This is a genomic window from Thioclava sp. DLFJ5-1, from assembly GCF_002020115.1.
Lineage (GTDB): Bacteria > Pseudomonadota > Alphaproteobacteria > Rhodobacterales > Rhodobacteraceae > Thioclava > Thioclava sediminum.
Genome location: NZ_MPZU01000002.1, coordinates 494,530 through 515,166 on the forward strand (window position 1 = coordinate 494,530; position 20,637 = coordinate 515,166).

Genomic DNA, 20,637 nt, shown 5'->3' on the forward strand with positions numbered 1-20,637 from the left:
CCTCAGGCCTCGTGTTCGTCGAGGCGCAGAATGCTCGGCTGCCATGGGCCGAGATGCAAAGTGTGATCGGGCATCGGACGGATCGAGCCCAGCTCGCCCCCGACCGTCACCCAGTTGCCCGGCGGAACGGTGGCGTTCACCGGATGATCGGACAGGTTGAAATAGCACAGGATCGTCTCCTCCTCGTTCCTGCGCGTGAAGACCAGCAGGTCGCCGGAGCAATACATATCCTCCATCGCGCCGGTCCGAAGCACGTCGTGATTGCGACGGAAGCCGATCGCGCGACGGTAATGGTGCAGCAGCGAGGCCGGATCGTGCTCGGCCACATCGGTGGCGATGTTCTGGTGCGTGGTGGGCACCGGCAGCCACGGGCGCGCCTGCGAGAAGCCCGCATAGGCGGCGTCGCGTTCCCAGACCATCGGCGTACGGCAACCGTCACGGCCTTTGAATTCCGGCCAGAATTCCTTGCCGTAAGGGTCTTGCAGGTCTTCGTAGGACAGCTCCGCCTCGGGCAGACCCAGTTCCTCGCCCTGATAGAGACAGAGCGAGCCGCGCAGGCACATCATCAGCGAGGTATAGAGCCGCGCCGAGGCCGGCGTCAGCTGCCAGCGCGAGATATGGCGCTCCACATCGTGGTTCGAATAGGCCCAGCAAACCCAGCCGTCCTTCGCGACCGCATCGACCTTGTCGAACACGGATTTGAAGAAGCTCGCCTTGAGCGGTTCATGCCCGGAGAGCAGCTCGAACGCGTAGGACATCTGCATCTTGTCCGCGCCGGAGGTGTATTCGCCCAGAATCTCCAGCCCGCGCTGGCTGTCGCCCACTTCGCCCACGGCCGCCGCGTTGTAATTGTTCATCAGCGTCCGGAGCTTGCGCAGGAAGCGCAGGTTCTCGGGGTTGTTCTTGTCGTAGATGTGGCGCTGGTGATTGTAGGGGTTCACCTTGGGCGCGGTCTGGTCGTTACGCTCTTCCGGCGGCAGCGGCGGGTTATCGCGCAGCTCGTCGTCATGCATGTAGAAGTTGATCGTATCGAGGCGGAAGCCGTCGACGCCGCGCTCCAGCCAGAACTGCGCGACGTTGAGCAATTCCTGCGTCACTTCCGGGTTGTGGAAGTTCAGATCGGGCTGCTCCACGAGGAAGTTGTGCATGTAATACTGCTCGCGCCGGCTGTCCCAATGCCAGCCCGGACCGCCGAAGATCGACAGCCAGTTATTGGGCGGCGTGCCGTCGGGCTTGGGATCGGCCCAGACATACCAGTCGGCTTTCGGGTTGTCCCGGCTCGACCGGCTTTCCTGGAACCACGGGTGCTGATCGGACGTGTGGCTCAGCACCAGATCGATCATCACCTTCAGACCCAGCGCATGGGCCGTCGCGATCACCTGATCGAAATCGGCGAGGCTGCCGAACATCGGATCGACATCGGTGTAATCGCTGACGTCATAGCCGAAATCCTTCATCGGCGACGTGAAGAAGGGCGAAATCCAGACCGCATCCGCCCCGAGGCTCGCGACATGCGGCAGGCGCCTCACGATCCCCAGAAGGTCGCCGATGCCATCGCCATTGCTGTCCTGAAAGCTGCGCGGATAGATCTGGTAGATCACGGCCCCGCGCCACCAGTCTTCTTTCTTTGTAAGGGTTTTCATCAACCACCTTTAACCGAACCCGCCAGCAGACCGCGGACGAGATATTTCTGCATAGCGAAGAACACCAGAAGCGGTACGGCGATGGAGATGAAGGCGGCGGACGCCAGAATGCCCCAGTCGCCGCCGCGCGACCCCAGAAGGTCGTCGGCGATCTTCACAGTCATCACCTTCGAGGCGTCGTTCGCCGGAAGGAAGACCTTCGCGACAAGTAGGTCATTCCAGACCCAGAGGAATTGGAAGATTGCAAAAGAAGCAAGCGCCGGGAATGACAAAGGCAGCACGATTTTCATGAAGATCTGGAAATCGGTCGCCCCGTCGACCTTCGCGCTCTCGATGATATCGCGCGGAAGACCGACCATGTAGTTGCGCAACAGGTAGATCGCGAGCGGCAAGCCGAACCCGGTATGGGCCAGCCATATCCCGAGGAAGCTCTGCCCGATGCCGATCTCCTGATGGAGCCGCAGAAGCGGCACCAGCGCGAGTTGCAGCGGCACGACCAGAAGGCCCACGACCGCCGCGATCAAGAGGCCCCGGCCCGGGAACTCCATCCAGGCCAGAGCATAGGCCGCGAAGGCCGCCACGAGGATCGGGATGATCGTCGCCGGGATCGTCACCGTCAGCGTGTTCATGAAGGCCTGCCCCATGCCGTCGGAGAAGAGCACGTTGCGATAATTGGCCAGGGTGAATGCGGGCGGCATCTCGGCCACGAAATAGACCCGCGGGCCCGAACCGTCGAAGCTCGTCTTCGACGTGGCCTTGTAGGTGCCGTCTTTGGCGACGCTCAGCGTGCCGCCATCGCCGGTATCGACCGTCTCGCCCGCCTTGTAGGCGCCCGGCTTGATGCCCGAAGTGCCGAAGGCGGTGATCGTCGTGCCCGCTTTCAGGTCATTCGCGTTCTGCCCGTTATTGAGCAGATCGCCCTCGAGCACGTAGAGCCCGCCCACCTGTTTCTCGCCGTCGGCGGGGATGCGGTCGCGGAAGGCTTTCTCCACCGAGAACGCCGCGTCCCACCAGCCCGACTGGCTGATCTGGTCGGTCGTGCGGAAGGAGCTGACCAGCAGCCCCACCGTCGGCACCAGCCACAGCACCACCATGAAGACGACCGAGAGTTGCACCGCCCATGTCAGGCGCGATTTCTGTCCTGCGATAGCGGCCATCAGCGCGTCTCCCTACGGGCTTGAATGATGTTCCAGATCATCACCGGCAGCACGATGATCATGATGACGAAAGCCACAGCCGTCGCGCGCCCGTCATCGCGGAACATGTATTGCATCATGTAGCTCGGCAGGATCTGCGTGCCGAAATTCCCGCCGGTCGTTGCGTAGACGATATCGAAGACCTTCAGGACGAGGATCGTGATCGTGGTCCAGACCACGACGATCGTCGGCATGATCTGCGGCACCTTGATCTTGAAGAACAGCTGGAACGGGTTCGCGCCATCCAGCACCGCGGCCTCGATCGTCTCCTCGGGGATGCCGCGCAGCGCGGCCGAGAGGATCACCATCGCAAAGCCGGTCTGGATCCAGATCAGGATCACCATCAGGAAGAAGTTGTTCCAGAACGGCACCTGCAACGGATCGAGCGGCTGCATATGGAAGGCCACGCGGATCGCGTTGATCATCCCGATATCGGGGTTCACGGCGTAGACGAACTTCCAGATCAGCGAAGCGCCCACGAAGGAGATCGCCATCGGCATGAAGATCAAAGATTTCGCGATGTTACCCCATTTGATGCGGTCGGTGAGCTGCGCTGCAAGCAGACCGAGGAAGGTCGCGAGCGCGGGCACCACCAGCACCCAGAGGAAGTTGTTGAACACGGCTTGACGGAAGCTCGGATCCATCGCGAGCCGTTCGTAATTGCCAAGGCCCACGAAAGTGCCGCCGTCGCGGTTGAACAGCGAGCGCCAGAACGAGCCGACCACCGGATAGGCGAGATACAGACCAAGCGCGAAAATCGCCGGGAACAGGAACAGCCAGGGGCTGACCATGTTCGCGCGGTTGATGTTGCGCCCCGGGTCTTTGCCGCTCGGCGGGAAGATGACTTTGTCGAGGACGATATTCGCGGCGTAGAAATAGGCGACACAGCCGCCCACCCCAAGCGCGATCGTAATCAGACCCTGCAAGATCGGTGACATCTGGCCCCTCCCCGAACCGGCGTGAAAAGATGCTAACGCCCCCGGACCGTGATCCGGGGGCGCAGGCGTTACTTACTTCTGGATGCTGTCCCAGCGCTTCTGAACCGCGTCTGCGGCCTCTTGCGCGGTCTCGTCGCCGGTGGTGTAGGCGACCATCGCCTTCCAGAACGCGTCGGTGCCGATCTCGCCCGGCATCTGGTCCGACCCGTCGAAGCGGAAGGTCGTGGCGTCCAGCAGGATCGAGTTCATGTGACGCTGCACGTCATTGGCGAAGGCCGCCGGATTGACGTTCTTGTTCGGCGTCAGGAAGCCCGATTGCGCCATCCAGATTTCCGAGGCGATCGGCGTCTCGAGGAACTTCACGAAGGCTTCGGCGGCCTTGGAGTCCTTGGTGATGCCGAACATCGTGCCCGCGCCGAGAACCGGCTTGCCCAGATCCTTGCTGGCATAGGACGGGAAGTAGAAGAAGTTCACGTCCTGCCCCACCTTGGTCCCGTCGGGGAAGAAGGTCGGGATGAAGCTCGCCTGCTTGTGCATGTAGCATTTCGGCGGGAAGTCGAAGAGACCTTTCGGGCTGTCGCGGAAGTCGGTGGTGGCCACCGCCTGCTCGCCGCCTTCGGCGAAGCCGGGGGTCTTAGCGAACCAGCCGTAATCCTTGATCGCCTCGACGACCTTGGGATCGTTGAACTTCAGCTTGTTGGTGACCCAGTCGTCATAGGTTTCGGGCGACTGCGTGCGCAGCATGAAATCCTCGACCCAGTCGGTCGCGGGCCAGCCGGTCGCAGCCCCGGAGCCCAGACCGATGCACCACGGGGTGCCGCCATCAGCCTTGATCTGCTCGGTCAGCGCCTTGAGGTCCTCCATCGTCTCGGGAACCTTGTAGCCCGCTTCCTTGAAGTTCTCCGGCACGTACCAGACAAGCGATTTCAGGTCCGCCTTGAACGGGAAGGTGAAGGTATGGTTCTCGCCGTCCTTGCCCTTGTAGGTCGACAGATCCTCCCAGGACTTCCCGGCGGCGTAATTGTTCTTGATCCAGTCACCCGTGCCATCGGGCATCGCCGTCAGGTAGCCCTGCTTGGCCATGTCGGAGGCGAGGCCCGGCTGCGGGAAGACCGCGATGTTCGGCGGCGTGCCAGCCTTCGCGGCGATCACGATATCCTGCTCGAAGCTTTCCGAACCGGAGTAGTTCACCTTGGCGCCGGTCGCGGCCGAGAAATAGGCCAGAACGCTCTCGAAAAGCGCCTTGTCGTTGCCCGTCCACGGGCCGGTGATCGTGAGCGTCTCGCCGCTCAGATCGGTGTCGTTTTTGAATTGATCGTAGCTCGCCCAGTCAAACTTGTCGGCATCGCTGCCCGGCGCGAATTTGAGATCCTGCGCGTGAGCGAGCCCCGCCGACAGCGCGAGCGCCGCGATCCCAAGCATCAGATGTTTGGTCATGAAATCCTCCCGGTGTGTCGCGCTTTTTTGGCCCAAGGCGACTCGCCCGCCCAAAGCGCTTTGGACAGCTCCGACCGTTTCAGAGCCTCGCGAAGAAGTCAATTGTGCCTGCTCACGCTAAAATCAATTCCGCTTTATATCCTCATGACTTACCCAGAAGTTTATGCCGCATCGCAGCATATGCCGCGCCGCACGCGCATCATTGACGTCGATAGACGCGCACCCTACGCTCGCGATAATCCAAAGCGGTTTGGCTCATGAATCTCAAGACATTGGCACTCGAACTGGGGCTGTCGCCCACCACTGTGAGTCGCGCGCTCAACGGCTACCCGGAAGTCTCCGAGGCCACGCGGCGTCGGGTGCGCGAAGCGGCAGAGGCCGCCAATTATCGTCCCAACACGCAGGCCAAGCGATTGGCGACGGGGCGTGCGATGGCCATCGGCCACATCATCCCGATCTCGGATCGGCACGAGATCGTGAATCCGGTTTTCGCGGATTTCATCGCGGGTGCCGGTGAAGTCTATGCGCGTGCGGGCTACGATATGGTCATGACCATCGTGCCCGACGATTCCGAGGCCCGCGCCTATGCCGAGCTGCGCTCGAAAGGGAATGTGGACGGCGTGCTGATTCACGCGCCCAAGGTCGAGGATCACCGCATCGCCATGCTCGACACGCTTGGGATGCCATACGTTCTGCACGGGCGCGTCAGCGGATCGGATTCCGCCTTCAGCTGGGTCGATGTGAACAACAAGCGCGCTTTCGAGCGGGCGACGAATTTCCTGCTCGATCTGGGGCATCGCCGGATCGCGCTGATCAACGGCATCGGAGAGATGGATTTCGCCCGCAGGCGCCGGCGCGGCTATGAGGCGGCGCTCAGGGCGCGCGATCTGCCGATCGACCCGGCGCTGATCGTCGAGGGCGAGATGACCGAGGCACAGGGCCATGATGCGGCGCGTGAGATGCTGCAATGGCCCGACCCGCCCACCGCCTTCCTGACCGCCTCGCTGCTCTCCGCGATGGGTGCGCGGCGCGGGATCGAAGAGGCCGGGTTGGTGATGGGGCGCGACGTCTCGATCGTGACCCATGACGATGAGCTGGGTTACTTGAGAAACGGTACGGCGGAAGAGCCGATCTTTACCGCGACGCGCTCCTCGGTGCGCGAGGCGGGACGGCGCTGCGCGGCGCTTCTGATCGAACAGATCGAGAGCGGCGACCGCAGCCCGCGCCATGAATTGATGGAGGCGGTTCTAGTCGTCGGCCAGTCCACCGGTCCGGTCCCCACGCAATGAGGCGCGCCGCGCCCGAGTTGAAACCAATTTTATATACAGGATGAAGATGCTCCCGAAACGCGCTGATTTTCCTGCCGATTTCCAGTTCGGCGTTGCCACCTCCTCCTATCAGATCGAGGGCCATTCCTTCGGCGGTGCGGGCCCGACCCATTGGGACACTTTCGCCGCCACGCCGGGCAATGTCGTGCGCGCCGAGAACGGTGCGGTCGCCTGCGACCACTATCACCGCTGGGAAGAAGACCTCGACCTGATCGCGAATGCGGGGTTCGACATTTACCGCTTCTCGACGTCGTGGGCGCGGGTCATGCCGGAAGGCCGCGGCCAGGTGAACCGCGAGGGTCTCGATTTCTACGACCGGCTGGTCGACGGAATGCTGGAGCGTGGCCTCAAACCGGCGCTCACCCTCTATCACTGGGAACTGCCCGCCGCGCTCGCCGACAAGGGCGGTTGGCGCAATCGCGACATCGCCTCGTGGTTCGCCGATTTCACGCAAGTCATCGCGGATCGGCTCGGCGACCGTATCTGGTCCGCCGCCCCCATCAACGAGCCGTGGTGCGTCGGCTGGCTCAGCCATTTCCTCGGCCATCACGCGCCGGGCTTGCGCGATATCCGCGCCACGGCCCATGCGATGCATCACGTGCTGCTCGCCCACGGCAAGTCGATCCGGGTGATGCGCGGGCATGGGATGAAGAACCTCGGCGCGGTGTGCAATCTCGAATACCCGATCCCCGCCGACGAGACGCCCGAGGCCGCGGCGGCGGCCAATCTCTATGACGCCTATTACAACCGCTTCTTCGTGGAGGGCATCTTCAAGGGCCGCTATCCGGAGGAGGTGATGGAGGCCTTCGCCCCCCATATGCCGCACAATTGGGAAGACGATTTCGCCCTGATCGGCGAGAAGCTCGACTGGCTCGGGCTCAATTACTACACCTGCAAGCGCATCGCGCCCACCGAGGGGCCTTGGCCTGCGCATCATGAGGTCGATGGCGCGCTGCCCAAGACCGCGATGGGCTGGGAGATCTATCCCGAGGGGCTCTATCAGTTCCTGACACGGCTCGCGCGCGACTACACCGGCGATCTGCCGCTCTACGTGACCGAGAATGGCATGGCCGCGCCCGATGTGGTCGAGGATGGCAAGGTCGAAGACCCGCATCGCATCGCCTATTACCGCGATCACCTCGCCGCCGTTCAGCGCGCGATTGCCGAGGGTGTTCCGGTGAAGGGCTATATCGGCTGGTCGCTGATGGACAATTACGAATGGGCTCTGGGATACGAGAAGCGCTTCGGGCTCGTCCATGTGGACTTCGACAGCTTGCAGCGCACCCCGAAAGCGTCCTATCTGGCATGGAAAGACGCATTGGGGACCCGCGGATGAGCGAACAGATCACCCTGCTAGCCGATATCGGCGGCACCAATACACGCGTGGCGATGGCCCGTGACGGCAAGCTGATCCATTCCACGATCCGCCGCTTCTCGAACAAGGGGCGCGGGGCGCTCGAGGACATTCTCGAGGAGTATATCCGCGACGAGGATTGCGGCGAGATCGCGGGGGCCTGCGTGGCCGCCGCTGGTCCGGTGCGCGACGACGTGGCCGAAATGACCAATCTCGCCTGGGTGATCCGCGCCGATAACATCGCGCGGCTGACCGGGACGGATCATGTCTTCGTGCTCAACGATCTGCAGGCGCAGGGCCATGCGCTGGGAAGCCTCGCCGAAGATGCCGTGCACCCGATCCTGGCGGGCCTGCCTGCGAAAGAGGGCTCTGCGCGGCTGGTGGTCGGGATCGGCACCGGGTTCAACGCAGCGCCCGTGCATGAGGGGCCCGGCGGGCGCGTCGTGCCGCCCTCCGAGGCAGGCCACACCACCTTGCCGATCGAGACCGAAGAGGATTTCGCGCTCAAGACCTATCTCGACGCGAAGCACGATTTCGCCAGTGTCGAGCATGTCGTGTCGGGGCGCGGTCTGGAACGGCTCTACGCCTATCTCAGGGGCGAGGATGACGCGACCACCTCGGGTCAGGAAATCCTCGAAGCGATCACCCGCGGCGAAGAGACGGCCGTCGCGGCAGGCGAGCTTTTCGTGCAGATGCTGGGCCGGGTCGTGGGCGATCTGGCGCTGACCCACCTGCCCTTCGGCGGCATCTACCTGATCGGCGGGGCTGCGCGCGGCGTGGTCCCGTGGCTCGACGAGTTCGGGTTCGCCGAGGCGATGCAGGCCAAGGGGCGCTTCTCGGAATTCCTGCGCGCCTTCCCGGTCAGCGTGGTCGAAGACGACTACGCAGCACTTCAGGGCTGCGCCTCCTATCTTTCTTCGCGCATGGTGCGATAGGCGCGTTTCCGTCAAGGCTATTTTAACGGCTTGGGCTTAGACCTCTTTCACCGATGTGTTTGAAAGAGGTTGCCGATGCGTACGCTCTGCCTTCGTGACTTTGTGGTGGCGCCATGACCGCGCTTGCCCTGCCCGACCGGATCGACCTTGCGACCGTGCGCCCCTTGCAAGCGTCGCTGCAATGCGTGGCGACGGAAGATGTCGCCCTCGATGCCTCCAGCGTGACCCATTTCGGCGCGCTGGGGCTGCAACTGCTGCTTTCTGCGGCGAAGACTGCCCGTATCGCAGGTCACCGCCTCGAGATCGCGTCGAGCTCGGAGGCGTTCGACAGCGCCCTGACCCGGTTCGGCCTTTCGCATGAGGATCTCCAGCACCTGCCGGATGCGGAGGCCCCATGTCACTGAAAGTTCTCGCGGTCGATGACAGTCGCACCATTCGCGACATGCTCAAGCTCACCCTCGAACACGCCGGGATGGAGCTTTACCTCGCCGAAGACGGTGTGCACGGGCTGGAGGTGCTCGACGGGCTGGAGCCTGACGCGATCATCTCCGACATCAACATGCCGCGCCTCGACGGGTTCGGCTTCATCGAGGCCGTGCGCGGGCAGGACCGCCACCGCGCGACCCCGATCCTCGTCCTCACCACCGAATCCGCGGCCGAGCTGAAAGCCCGCGCCCGCGCCGCCGGGGCGACCGGCTGGATCGTGAAGCCCTTCGACCCGACCAAACTGGTCAAGGCGCTCAACATGGTTGCCGGATAAGGAGTGCGACATGTCCGACCCGATGGCAGAAATCAAAGCATCGTTCTTCATCGAATGTGAAGAGCTGCTCGAAAGCCTGCAAGATGCGCTCTCCGATCTCGACGAGGGCGCTGACGATGGGGAGACGATCAATGTCGTCTTCCGGGCGGTCCATTCGATCAAGGGCGGCGCAGGCGCGTTCGGGCTCGATGCGCTTGTCGCTTTTGCGCATCGGTTCGAAACCGTTTTGGACGAGCTACGCGCCGGGAGGCTCGACCTGACGCCTGAGGCGGTCAAACTCTTTTTTCAGGCGGCCGATCTGCTTGCAGACGAAATCCACGCCGCGCGCGAAGGGGCTTCCGAACCCGAGGACGCCGAGGAATGCCTTCAGGCACTTGAGGCGCTTTTGGGGGATCGCGGAGCTGCACATACGGCTGATGCGGAAGACGAGACCGAGGCCGCGGACTTCCAGCCGATGGGCCTCGCGCTCGACCTCGACTTCGATTTCACCCCAGAGGACGCCTCCCCGACCGGCTTCACCCTGCAGTTCCGCCCCGACGGCGCGCTCTATGCCTCGGGCAACGAACCGCTGCAGCTGCTCCGTGCGCTCGCCGAAATCGCGGAGGTCTCGATCACGACCGACGCAGAGGCGGTCCCGCCACTCGATACGCTCGACCCGGAGGAGAACCATCTCTGCTGGACAGTCCAGATCACGGGAGATGTGACAGAAGACGAAATCCGGGAAGTGTTCGAATTCGTCGAAGACGTCTGCTATATCGACATTTCGTCGATCCCCGGGTCATCTGAAACGCCCTTCCCGGACCTGCCAAAATTAGAAAGTGAGCCGTCCGGCGAATCTGACGAAGATAAGAAATTTGAACCCGACGCGGGAGTGAATGGCCCCGGCTCAGTCGATCCCGTGCCGCCTCCAATCGATGAAAAAGCGGAGATCGCAACCGAAGCTCCCGCGCTCACGCCTGACCCGGGCCCGGCCGAGCAACAAACAGAGGCCACGAAGCCCTCCGCCGCTCAGCCTGCGGCAGCCAACACCGCTCCCGCGGCAGAGCCCGGCGCCACCGTGCGCGTCGATATCGAGCGCATCGACCGCTTGGTGAACCTCGTCGGCGAATTGGTGATCAACCAAGCCATGCTTGCTCAATCCGTCGCCGAAGCCGGCCTGCCGCCCAATTCCGCCGTGAATACCGGGCTCGAAGCTTTCATGATGCTGACTCGCGACATTCAGGACAGCGTGATGATGATCCGTGCTCAGCCGGTCAAGCCGCTGTTCCAGCGGATGGCCCGGATCGTGCGCGAAGCCTCTTCGGCCATCGGCAAGGACGTCCGTCTCAAAACCGAAGGCGAAACGACCGAGGTCGACAAAACAGTCATAGAGCGCCTCGCCGATCCGCTCACCCATATGATCCGAAACGCCGTCGATCATGGCCTCGAATCCCCCGACACACGCGAAGCCGCTGGCAAACCGCGCGAAGGCATCGTCACCCTCTCCGCTCACCACCGATCCGGCCGCGTCGTGATCGAAGTCAGCGATGACGGTGGTGGCATCGACCGCAAGAAGGTCTTCGAAAAAGCCATCGAAAAGGGGCTTGTCACCCCGGATGCCCAGCTTTCCGACGGTGATATCGACAACCTTCTCTTCCTGCCCGGTTTCTCCACTGCGGACCAGGTTTCCGCGCTCTCTGGCCGCGGCGTCGGCATGGATGTCGTGAAAAGCTCGATCCAATCGCTAGGGGGTCGGATTTCGATCACTTCTGAACCCGGCAAGGGCAGCTGCTTCTCGATTTCCCTGCCACTGACTCTTGCCGTGCTCGACGGAATGGTCGTCAATGTCGCAGGCGAAACCCTCGTGGTCCCGCTCTCCTCGATCCTCGAAACCGCGACGCTCACGAGCGAAGACATCCGCGCACTCGGTCCATCGACGAATGTCATCCATCTGCGGGGCGCCTTCGTCCCTCTTTTCGACCTCGGTGCCGAACTCGGATATCGCGGACCGAAGCGCTCCTACAGCGGCGACGTCGTTCTGCTCACCGCTCAGGAAGATGGCGCCCGCTCTGCCCTCGTGGTCGATTCAATCCTCGAGCAGCGCCAGGTCGTCATCAAGGGTCTGCAGCAGTCCTACGGCCACATCCCGGGCGTCGCTGCCGCCACGATTCTTGGCGACGGTCAAATCGCGCTCATTCTCGACCCCGCCGATCTCGTCCAATCCGCATCGGGCAACACCCGCGCCATTGATCTCTCACTCGCAGGATAAGCCATGACCGAAGACAACATGCCGAAAACCGAAGCCGCAGAGGTTGAGCTTCTCTCTTTCCGACTCGGCGATGAAGAATACAGCGTCGACATCATGTCCGTGCGCGAAATTCGAGGTTGGACCCGGGCGACGCCGCTCCCGCATGCCCCCGCATTTGTACGCGGCGTGATCAATCTGCGCGGCACCGTTCTGCCTGTCGTCGACCTTTCCATCCGTCTCGGTATGGAACCGGTCGCCGGTGACGCACGCAACGTGATCATTGTCGTCCAGGTCGGCAGCCAAACCGCAGGGCTTCTCGTCGATGCGGTCTCGGACATCCTCGCCCTGCCCCGCTCTGAAATGCAATCTCCGCCCGACCTTAATGCCGACATTTCGCAACGATACATCTCAGCGCTCACAATCGTAGAAGGCCGGATGATCAGGATTCTCGATCTTACGTCCGTGTTGCCGCAAGAGGCGATCGAAGCTGCATGAACGTGCCCCTGTCCACATTGGGGCAGGTCGCACCGACCGAGTCCGAATTCAGAGCTATCGCTCAGCTCCTGCACGAGACGACGGGCATTGTGCTTGCGCCCGGCAAATCTTCGATGGTGCAAAGCCGTCTTGCAAAGAGACTTCGGACCTTGGGGCTCGCGCAATACAAAGACTATATCGCTCTCGTGACCTCCGAATCTGGTCGCGAAGAGCGTCGACAAATGGTGTCCGCACTTACCACAAACGTGACCCATTTCTTCCGCGAGAACCATCATTTCGAATCCTTGCGCCGTATCGTTCTTCCCACCCTCTTGGAAACTGCAAGGAATGGTGGTCGCGTTCGGCTCTGGTCTGCGGGATCGTCGAACGGACAAGAAGCCTATTCCATAGCCATGACGATTGCCGAATGCGCGCCTGATTTTGCGAAGCTAGACCTTCGGATACTCGCATCCGACATCGACCCTCTAATGATCGCAGCAGGTTCGAAGGGTTTCTATCCCGCGGCCGCAGTTGCAGCTGTGCCCGAGACTTTGCGAAAGAAATATTTTCTACCGGAGGGTGAAGACTTTCAGATCATCTCAGAGCTCCGCGATATCGTGAAGTTTCGCGAACTCAATCTTCACGATCCTTGGCCAATGCGCGGAAAATTTGACGTGATCTTCTGCCGCAACGTCGTCATCTATTTCGCGCCCGAGGCACAAGTTAGTCTTTGGAAACGGTTTGAGGAACAGCTAGCGCCAGGCGGATACTTGTTTGTTGGCCATTCGGAAAGGGTGACAGATGGCGATCAGTCTAAACTCAGAACAGCTGGCGTCACCTCTTATAAGCTGACTTAACCTAACTGGACAGGATCGCATTTTATGGCATTACGAGACCAATTACGCATCCTCGTGGTCGATGACATGTCGACAAACCGCGGGCTCATCATGCAGGCGCTTGACGCGATGGGAATCCGGCAGGTCGGATACGCAACCGACGGCAAAAGCGCGCTCCAGATCCTCGAAGCCAAGCCTGTCCATCTTGTGATTTCTGACTATAACATGCCGGGAATGGACGGACTGCAATTCCTTCAGGCGATGCGAAAGGATGCTCGCACAAAGGGGTTAGGCTTCATCCTGATCACCGGGCGGGCCGATCGTGAAGTCATCGATACGGGTCGACGGTTCGGGATGAATAACTTCATCAAGAAACCATTCACTCCGCCCGAACTAAAAGCTTGTATTGAAGCCGTTGTAGGACGTTTGTAATGCAACAGCAGGCACGCCGAGTTCCGCTTGCTGATCTAACTGCGCGCGTCGGGCGTGAACTGGAAGCGCTCGCTCGCATGTCGATTTCACTCCAGCGTGCCCTTTCGGCGAGCGGGATCGACAGCAGCCTTCCTCCGCAGATCATTCGCGAGTTGCAGAGCATTGATCGCATCAGCCAATCGCTCGAAGATCTCGGGGTGTTCGTCAGCACACTAGCTGAACAGGTTTCACCCGACTTAGCCTGCGATGTTGACCCAATTTTCGCCTCGCTTCGACTTCAAGATCTCGCTGATGCACTCGATCCGCAGCACTTCACGGAAATTGAAACGCGCGCCTCAGAAGGTGACGTCAGTTGGCTTTGATTGAATAGCCCCGTGTATCGTGGACGCCTTCTTTGCTAATTTTGAGGCAAGGAGGCCATGATGAGCAGCGACCCACGTTCAGTGACGATTTCAAGCGAGATGCCGTCGCGCATCTCTCGGAGAGGAGTTACCCGGTCAGGGAGGTAGCCGAGCGCTTGGGCGTGAGCCAATACTCCCTCTACTTCTGAAAGAAGAAGTTCTCGAAAGCCTCGACTGGCGACTCGGAGAAAGATGCCGAGATCCGTCGGCTCAAGCGTGACCTCCTGAGAGTGACGGAGGAGCGGGACATTAAAAAAAGTGCGAGCCATTGTCCGCCATTGGTCCGAGGACAATGGCGAGCGCCTATTTCGCCAGGGATGCCAAGTGAGATACGCGTTCGTGGCCGAGCATCGCGGGCAGTTCTCTATTCGGGCGATGTGGCGTTGCTTACGTATCCAGCCGAGTGGCTTCTACGCGTGGCTGAAGGCCCCACTGAGCAAGCGAGCTCGAGAAGACGAGCGGCAGATTGCGCTGCTGAAGGAGGCGTGGGTGGAAAACGGCAAGGTCTGTGGTCACCGCAAGCTACATGACGACCTTCTCGAGCAGGGCGAAAGCATCTGCCTGAACCGGGTCCCCCTTTTGGCCAGGCTGGCGGGCATCAAGGCGCAGATCGACAACACTCTAGACCGACAGTTCAGCGTGGCGACGCCGGATAAGGCCTGGGTGACCGAGATTTCCTATCCGCAAACAGGAAGGTTTCGCCTATCTCGCCGTGGTCATTGATGGTCGTCAGGAAAACGATCCCCCGGATCGTTTTCTCATCCTCATCTATCTCGCGTCGTGTCGTCGGCTGGGCAATGCAGAGCCGCCAGACGACAGACGTTGTCCTGCAAGCGCTACTCATGGCGCCATGCCGGAGGAAACCCCGGGCAAAGGTTTTGTGACCTGCCACGGGGTTTTTCCTCCACCGTCGATTGGAGACCGACCCAACTTGAGGACGGACAATGAAGCGAATGAGATTCACGGACGAGCAGATCATCGGCATCCTGGCCGAATACGAGGCAGGCGTGAAGTGCGCGGGCCTGTGCCGCAAGCACGGCATGTCGGAAGGGAACTTCTATAACTGGAAGGCGAAGTTCGGCGGCATGACGGTGCCGGAGGCAAAGCGGCTGAAGACGCTCGAAGACGAGAACGCCAAGCTGAAGAAGCTGCTTGCCGAGCAGATGCCGGACTTGGCGGCGATGAAGGAACTGGTTTCAAAAAAGTGGTGACGATGAGCCATGTCATACCATTGGTCCGAGAGACAATGGCGAGGGGCACGGAACTGACCTCCAACGCCATCCTGCGGTGGTGTGCCGAGCACAGTATCGAATGGCACTACATCGCGCCGGGCAAGCCGATGCGAGACACGGCTTCGTGGAGAGTTTCAACGGCCGGATGCGCGATGAGCTGCTCAACGAGACCATGTTCCGTAACTTGGCTCATGCGCGCGTCGTGATCGCCGCTTGGGCTGCCGACTTCAACACCGAGCGTCCGCATTCGGCCTTGGATTACGAGACCCCGGCTGACTACGCGCGGGTACTGACCACCGCAATCGCCCGCGCCGCTACGCGAGATGACAACTCCGCGCGTCAGGCGATTGCTCAACCTACGCCGATCGGCGTAAATACCAACCGGACTCCGGTCGCTGCTGAATGAAAGACCCGTGGCGGGTCAGCTGATCCAATCGGACCAGGGAAGCCATTTCACCAGCATGGACTGGGCGGCGTTCCTGCGAGCCCACAACCTGGAGCACTCGATGAACCGCCGTGGGAACTGCCATGATAACGCGGTAGCTGAGAGCTTCTTTAACCTGCTCAAGCGTGAGCGGATCAGACGACGGACCTACCGAACACGCGAAGAAGCCAGACGGGATGTGTTCGACTACATCGAGATGTTCTACAATCAAAAGCGCACGCACGCCCGGAACGGAATGCTGTCGCCCGTCGACTTTTAGCGGCAGCAGAAACTGAAACACGAAGGCGCCTGAGAAGCGCGGGGCCATTCATTTGACATGTATTGCTGCCATCCAACACGTCAGAACAGTTCGATTTCGCGAGCCGGCGCGGGCGTGACATCGCGCTCAAAGACTTCTGCATTACCAAGCATTTTCTGGCGCGCGCGGCCAGTATCAGGCCAGAACTCTACCCTACGCGCTTGAGAACCGCCCAAACTCTGGCTGACACATGTGATACGCTCTTTAGCTAGGAACGCGATTGAGAACTCGCTATTCTTCAAGCCGATGTCCGAGAGGCCGTTGACCATGCGCGCACCACCAAATAGCTTCGCACGTAGCTCACTGCGCTGCGCCCCGTGTTTAATAAGTTCATTGATCAAAAGCTCCATCGCATTCACTCCGAAGCTTGCCGCTTGAAAGGTTGAACCAGTCGTATTCGGCAATAGAAAGTGGTTCATACCACCGACCTGCGCATTTTCATCGTAGAGACAACAGGCGACACAAGAGCCGAGGATCGTTGTAATAGATTGCGCGCCCGTGCCGGCGACGAGAAACTCGCCTTGCGAAATATGGATCGGTCGGTCTGTGGAAACTGCATTCATGTTTCACCTACTTTCCTGACCTTTGCCGAGCTCTGAGCACATCTCATGAGAATTTCTGGAGCGATTTTTTCAAGGGCCACCGAATAGGACGCCGCGCCAATTTCGAGCGCTGCCCTCGGCATTCCAAAAACAGTCGACGTCTCCTTGTCTTGGGCAAAACAATGTGCACCGGCTCGGCGCAAGAGCATCATCCCCTCTGCGCCATCTCGGCCCATACCGGTGAGTAAAACGACGACGGCATTCGTAGCCATATCCAGTGCGGATTCGAACAGAATATCCACCGACGGTCGATGTCCGTTTCGCTTCTCGCTTTCAAGCAATGACAGGTAAGGTGTTCTGTCAATTTGAACCGTGAGATGCGTCGGGCCACCAGGCGCAAGATAGACTTGCCCTTGTGCGAGAGGGAGGCCCGTTTGGCCAAGCCGCACACTTGGCGCGATGATACGATCAAGCCGTTCGGCGAAGCTCGCGAGGAAGCTCTCTGGCATGTGCTGCGCTATGAGCGTGGGCGGGCAATTTTCAGGAAATCCCTTCAAGATCGTCTCGAGGGCGTCAACGCCGCCGGTCGAGGACCCGATCAGCACGATTTGACCGGCCCAGTGAAAGTTTCGTGCGGGCCTCACCGCAGCTCGCTCGACCCCACTCTGAGGCAGGCGCGCGTTTGCTGCCGCAAGAAGAATATCTGGAAGCGTCTCAAAACTCTTTTCGAGGTGACCGGACCTCGGCTTTCCCACGCAATCGATCGCACCGAGGGCGAGCGCTTCGATTGCGGCGCGCGATCCGCTATGGGTTTCCGTCGACACCATGACGACAGGCATCGGTCTCAAACGCATGAGACGTTCAAGAAAATCGAGGCCGTTCATCCGCGGCATCTCGACATCGAGCGTGATCACATCCGGCGAAAGCGCTTTAATTTTTTCACGCGCCTCAAACGCATCCGCCGCTTCGCCGACGACGACTAGGCGCGCTTCGTTTGCCAGACGCGCTCGGATAAGTTGACGCATCGTAGCCGAGTCATCGACGATGAGAACTTTCTTGGCGAGCGGCAATTCGTTTGGCATCGCGTGTCCTTCGTGCGAATTCAAAACTCTTCCCAGTCTTCAGCTGAAAAGGTGGTACCGCGCGGAGCGGTTTCGCCCACCGCTTGCGGAAGTTCACAGCCTCCTTCGCTTGCCTGAACCCCATGTTGATTTTGCACCGACAGAGTGCTCTCGCCTTCGTTTGACGTCGCCCGCATACTGACTTTGAACTGGGCAGTGATGTCGCGCAGGGATGTCGCATTTGTCATCAAAGCGTGACTGGCCGCGGTCGTTTCTTCGAACATTGCTGCGTTTTGTTGCGTCACCTGGTCCAGCTGATTCACCGCGGTATTTATCTCTTTCAGCCCCTCTGCCTGCTCATGGGCACCGCCCGCTATTTCAGAGACACGCGCCGAAATATCGACGACAGCGTTAAGAATTTCCGTGAGCGCACGGCCGGTTTCGCCGACGAGGCCCACGCCTCGGGTCACCTGTTCGCTCGACGCGGTGATCAGAGTGTCGATTTCGCGTGCGGCTTCGGAAGACCGTTGCGCGAGGGCGCGTACTTCTGAAGCGACAACGGCGAAACCGCGACCCGCTTCACCGGCGCGCGCGGCTTCGACACCAGCGTTGAGCGCAAGTAGGTTGGTCTGGAAGGCAATCTCGTCGATCACGCCGATGATCTTCGAAATCTGCTGTGAGCTGGTTTCGATTTCGCTCATCGCCTGTATGGCCTGCTTGACCACTTCACCAGAGGTTTCCGCGCTGCTGCGGGCTTCTGATACCACCCTATCCGCTTCGGCCACGCCTTGTGCCGAAGTCGTGACAGAGGATGAGAGCTGATCGAGCGCGGCTGCGGTCTCTTCGAGCGTCGCGGCCTGCTGTTCCGTTCTGCGGCTGAGGTCATCAGAGGCAGAGGCGATCTCACTGGCCTCAGTATCGATCGCCGCAGCGTTATCGATGACCGAAACGATCGCTGCCGCAAGGTTTTGCGCCGCAGCGTTGAAATCGTTGCGCAACGCCTCGTATTCCTCGGAAAACTCCGTGTCGAGCGTCAGGCTCAGGTCGCCGCGCGACAGGGCCGCAAGGCCGAGTTGAAGCGTCTCGACGACGGACTTCTGAGCCTCGAGCATTTTGAGATTTCGCTGTTGTGCGGAGGCAAGCGCGGCTTCCGCGACGGTCACGTCACTGGCCATGAGCACGATCTTCATCAAGCGCCCTGCTTTATCCGAGATCGGATTGAGCGAACCGTCGAGCAGATAGGTGTTGCCCTGTGGGTCCTTTATCGAAAAGCGGGCTGTGACGGGCTCACCGGCGGCAATCGCGGGCCAAAGATCACTTCCATCAACCGTGCTTAGCCAGTCCTTCAGCGGGGCCCCCACGAGGTCTGGTGCTTGAGCGCCGAGGAGCGATTGCAGATTTGCGTTCATCCGAACGACCATCCCGGCAGGATTGGCCTCGCAAAAGAGCTGACCTCGCTCGATGGCCGCTATGAGGGCATCCTTCATCCGTCGCTCCGTCACGTCACGCCACTCGACCACGAACCCCGCCTGATTGCCCTCCCCATCGACGAATTCGGTGACGTCGACGCCAAAACGACCCTCGCCAACTTTGATATCGACATGAAGCGGCAATTGGGCTGGATCACCGAGCATCGCACGGGCGTGTCCCCGATTGGCGTGGAAATCATCCATCGAGCGGCCCACAAGGTTCTTAGGATCGAGGTCGGGGCTGACAACGCGAAACTCGTCGAGCCGCGACTCGACCAGATCGACGAGCGCACGATTGACATGGGTGATACGGAAGTCGCGATCAACGATCATCAGGGCGGCGGAGGCGTTGGCATAGGCTGCGCCCTGACGCGTGGCCTCTCGTTTGATCCCTTCAGACTGATCAAGCTCGTCGCGCAGGTTGCTCAGGGCGGAGGCGATTGCGCCGACTTCGTCGCCACGGCGAGTCTGTGCGATCTCGCTCGCGTAATCGCCTCCGCTGATCTTGCGAATGGATATTTCCAGGCCCGTGAGAGGGCTGGAGACGGATCGTGCCATCCAGGCAGAAAGGGCCGCCAATAGAAGGATGAGCCAGGACGCGTTGAATAGCATCGCACGGGCAAGTGACGTGGCAGGAGCGAACAGCTCTGCACGGTCTTGCTCGACGACCGCCCAATAGGGCTGATCGAAGAGAGTGACCTTCTGGGTTCTCTCGATCGCTGGATGCCCATGCAAAGAGATCACCTCTTCCTGCGCCTGTTCTACAGCACTCACGGTAGCCGCGGGCAAAACCTCCCCCGGTTTTGGAGCGCTGGCCGGAAAGCGCAGATCGCTCATCAGCCTCCCTTTCTCGTCAATCAGGAAACCTTCACCGGTCTCGTCGATGCCGCGCGGGTTGGCCATGATCCCCCCGAGTTCGGCCATCGGCTTTCGCAAGACAACAGCACCGAGCTTGAGACCATTTCCGCTGCGCACGGGGCGTGCGGCGAAGAACCGACCCTTGGCAAACTCGAAATGCGGGGGCGAAACGGCGACGGTATCGGCCGCCACCATGCCCGTCGGCGCGCTCAGCCAATCCAGCGCAGCGGTCGCGGCCTCGATCAGCCCCGCCGGTTCATCCGCAAGCGCGTGACCAATCGCGCTGTGATCACGCGCGGCAAATACAATGCGACCGTCACGATCGATAAGATAGAAATCGCTCAGGCCATTCTCGGCCAAAATTTGATCGATGGCGGGTCCATAGCGGTCGAGTAGCAGGCGGTAGTCCCGGAGCGGGCCGCTCACCTCGCCCTCGGACGCACCGGCCTCTGCGGCCCCGGTCCGCAGGCTTTCGATGGCGGGAGGATCGAGCCGGTTGAGGCTCTTGGTGAAATCGTAAAGCGCCCGCGCCGTGTCGGGATTGGCGGCAATCGTGCGGGTATTGGAGGCCAGTGTCTGCGCCCAGTCCTCCGCAAGAGCGACGCGCGCGGCCAGAGTACGCGAGAGCCGCTGCGTCCCTTCGCTTTCCAGCAGCCCGTAGGCGGTACGATAGGCTGAAATTCCCATAATGGTCAGAGCGACCATGGCAATCGCCACCAGCATCAGCGGCAATTTCAATCCAAGTTTGAGATTGTCGAAAAAGCGCATCAA

General features: G+C 60.8%; 17 protein-coding genes and 3 pseudogenes. 13 read left to right on the top strand and 7 right to left on the bottom strand.

The features are described 5' to 3' along the window. Positions 1 to 2 precede the first annotated feature (2 nt). The 4 genes from BMI86_RS09635 to BMI86_RS09650 form a co-directional block, all read right to left on the bottom strand. Positions 3 to 1,643 (bottom strand): alpha-glucosidase, encoded by a 1,641-nt coding sequence (locus BMI86_RS09635; protein WP_078541041.1) that lies wholly within the window; start codon positions 1,641 to 1,643, stop codon positions 3 to 5. Next, entirely contained in the window at positions 1,643 to 2,800 is a 1,158-nt protein-coding gene (locus tag BMI86_RS09640) for a carbohydrate ABC transporter permease (protein ID WP_078541043.1), read from the bottom strand. Before BMI86_RS09640 ends, BMI86_RS09635 begins: the two co-directional genes overlap by 1 nt. Continuing rightward, the gene (locus BMI86_RS09645) at positions 2,800 to 3,777 is read right to left on the bottom strand and encodes a sugar ABC transporter permease (protein WP_078541045.1); all 978 of its coding nucleotides are present in this window, start codon (positions 3,775 to 3,777) and stop codon (positions 2,800 to 2,802) included. The genes BMI86_RS09640 and BMI86_RS09645 overlap by 1 nt, the downstream gene beginning before the upstream one ends. Positions 3,778 to 3,849: 72 nt before the next feature. Beyond that, entirely contained in the window at positions 3,850 to 5,214 is a 1,365-nt protein-coding gene (locus BMI86_RS09650) for an ABC transporter substrate-binding protein (protein ID WP_078520615.1), read from the bottom strand. Positions 5,215 to 5,471: 257 nt separating this feature from the next. On the opposite strand from BMI86_RS09650, the gene BMI86_RS09655 reads away from it, so the two are divergent. The 13 genes and pseudogenes from BMI86_RS09655 to BMI86_RS09720 form a co-directional block, all read left to right on the top strand. After that, positions 5,472 to 6,503 (top strand): substrate-binding domain-containing protein, encoded by a 1,032-nt coding sequence (locus BMI86_RS09655; protein WP_078541046.1) that lies wholly within the window; start codon positions 5,472 to 5,474, stop codon positions 6,501 to 6,503. Positions 6,504 to 6,549: 46 nt separating this feature from the next. Continuing rightward, a complete protein-coding gene (locus BMI86_RS09660) occupies positions 6,550 to 7,878 on the top strand; it encodes a GH1 family beta-glucosidase (RefSeq protein ID WP_078541047.1) in 1,329 nt (442 codons plus the stop codon). Continuing rightward, a complete protein-coding gene (locus BMI86_RS09665) occupies positions 7,875 to 8,831 on the top strand; it encodes an ROK family protein (RefSeq protein ID WP_078541049.1) in 957 nt (318 codons plus the stop codon). Before BMI86_RS09660 ends, BMI86_RS09665 begins: the two co-directional genes overlap by 4 nt. 113 nt (positions 8,832 to 8,944) lie before the next feature. Continuing rightward, a complete protein-coding gene (locus BMI86_RS09670) occupies positions 8,945 to 9,235 on the top strand; it encodes an STAS domain-containing protein (RefSeq protein WP_078541051.1) in 291 nt (96 codons plus the stop codon). Then, positions 9,226 to 9,591 (top strand): response regulator, encoded by a 366-nt coding sequence (locus BMI86_RS09675; RefSeq protein WP_078520611.1) that lies wholly within the window; start codon positions 9,226 to 9,228, stop codon positions 9,589 to 9,591. The genes BMI86_RS09670 and BMI86_RS09675 overlap by 10 nt, the downstream gene beginning before the upstream one ends. Positions 9,592 to 9,601: 10 nt before the next feature. After that, complete coding sequence (locus tag BMI86_RS09680; protein ID WP_078541053.1) at positions 9,602 to 11,839, top strand: chemotaxis protein CheA; 2,238 nt, start codon at positions 9,602 to 9,604, stop codon at positions 11,837 to 11,839. Positions 11,840 to 11,842: 3 nt separating this feature from the next. Next, positions 11,843 to 12,313: a chemotaxis protein CheW gene (locus BMI86_RS09685; protein WP_078541055.1), complete on the top strand. Its 471-nt coding sequence runs from the start codon at positions 11,843 to 11,845 to the stop codon at positions 12,311 to 12,313. Beyond that, entirely contained in the window at positions 12,310 to 13,149 is an 840-nt protein-coding gene (locus BMI86_RS09690; RefSeq protein ID WP_078541057.1) for a protein-glutamate O-methyltransferase, read from the top strand. Before BMI86_RS09685 ends, BMI86_RS09690 begins: the two co-directional genes overlap by 4 nt. A 24-nt stretch (positions 13,150 to 13,173) precedes the next feature. Further along, positions 13,174 to 13,560 carry a response regulator gene (locus BMI86_RS09695; protein WP_078541059.1) on the top strand — a complete coding sequence of 129 codons (387 nt, stop codon included), beginning with the start codon at positions 13,174 to 13,176 and terminating at the stop codon, positions 13,558 to 13,560. Continuing rightward, complete coding sequence (locus BMI86_RS09700; protein WP_078541061.1) at positions 13,560 to 13,922, top strand: hypothetical protein; 363 nt, start codon at positions 13,560 to 13,562, stop codon at positions 13,920 to 13,922. The genes BMI86_RS09695 and BMI86_RS09700 overlap by 1 nt, the downstream gene beginning before the upstream one ends. A 41-nt stretch (positions 13,923 to 13,963) precedes the next feature. Then, a pseudogene (locus tag BMI86_RS20945) lies at positions 13,964 to 14,842 on the top strand (transposase); the annotation flags it as partial. 63 nt (positions 14,843 to 14,905) lie between these two features. Beyond that, a pseudogene (locus tag BMI86_RS09715) lies at positions 14,906 to 15,599 on the top strand (integrase core domain-containing protein). Between the two features lies 1 nt (position 15,600). Continuing rightward, a pseudogene (locus BMI86_RS09720) lies at positions 15,601 to 15,897 on the top strand (IS3 family transposase); the annotation flags it as partial. Positions 15,898 to 15,977: 80 nt separating this feature from the next. On the opposite strand, the gene BMI86_RS09725 reads toward BMI86_RS09720, so the two are convergent. From BMI86_RS09725 to BMI86_RS09735, 3 genes are read right to left on the bottom strand one after another with little or no spacing between them, the layout of a single operon-like run. Then, positions 15,978 to 16,499 carry a chemotaxis protein CheD gene (locus BMI86_RS09725; RefSeq protein ID WP_078541065.1) on the bottom strand — a complete coding sequence of 174 codons (522 nt, stop codon included), beginning with the start codon at positions 16,497 to 16,499 and terminating at the stop codon, positions 15,978 to 15,980. Continuing rightward, positions 16,496 to 17,560 carry a chemotaxis response regulator protein-glutamate methylesterase gene (locus BMI86_RS09730; RefSeq protein ID WP_078541067.1) on the bottom strand — a complete coding sequence of 355 codons (1,065 nt, stop codon included), beginning with the start codon at positions 17,558 to 17,560 and terminating at the stop codon, positions 16,496 to 16,498. Before BMI86_RS09730 ends, BMI86_RS09725 begins: the two co-directional genes overlap by 4 nt. Positions 17,561 to 17,580: 20 nt before the next feature. Next, on the bottom strand, positions 17,581 to 20,634 hold the full coding sequence (locus BMI86_RS09735) for a methyl-accepting chemotaxis protein (protein WP_168173825.1): 3,054 nt from the start codon (positions 20,632 to 20,634) through the stop codon (positions 17,581 to 17,583). Positions 20,635 to 20,637 lie beyond the last annotated feature (3 nt).